This window comes from Nonomuraea cavernae, assembly GCF_014646355.1.
GTDB lineage: Bacteria > Actinomycetota > Actinomycetes > Streptosporangiales > Streptosporangiaceae > Nonomuraea > Nonomuraea cavernae.
In genome coordinates this window covers 1-533 of sequence record NZ_BMNH01000080.1, presented here as the reverse complement: position 1 = coordinate 533, position 533 = coordinate 1, and the positions used below count along the sequence as shown (strand labels likewise).

At 66.8% G+C, this 533-nt stretch carries 1 protein-coding gene; it reads left to right on the top strand.

Annotation, left to right across the window (positions count from 1 at the left end):
• Positions 1–533: transposase (locus IEY82_RS38760; protein WP_189129280.1), on the top strand; the 533-nt coding region annotated here is incomplete at both ends.

Below are 533 nucleotides of genomic sequence, written 5' to 3'. Positions count from 1 at the left end.
ACGGCTGTCTTCGCCCTATGACCGCGATGCTCATTACGGTCTCAAGCGTGGTGCGGGCTGGTGCGGTTACAAGGTGCACCTGAGCGAGACCTGTGAGCCCGATCAGCCGCACCTGATCACCAATGTGCATACGACCGATGCCACTGTGGTCGACAGCGAGGTCACCGAGCAGATCCACCTCGATCTGGCCGGGCGGGGGCTGGAGCCCGGCACCCACGTGGTGGACGCGGGCTACGTCACCGCCACGCTGATCTTGACCGCCCGCCAGGAGAAGGCGATCGACCTGCTGGGGCCGGTCGGGCTGGATACCCATGCCACAGCTAAGCAGGGGCTGGGCCAGGAGGCGTTCACCATCGACTGGCAGACACGCACGGCGACCTGCCCCGCTGGCGCGACCAGTGTCTCCTGGTCCGATCAGCGCAAACCCAACGGGACGCCGATCACCCGGGTACATTTCGCCATCACGGACTGCGGACCCTGCCCACTGCGCGCCTCCTGCACGAAGGCCGATGGTCACCGCTACGGGCGCAGCC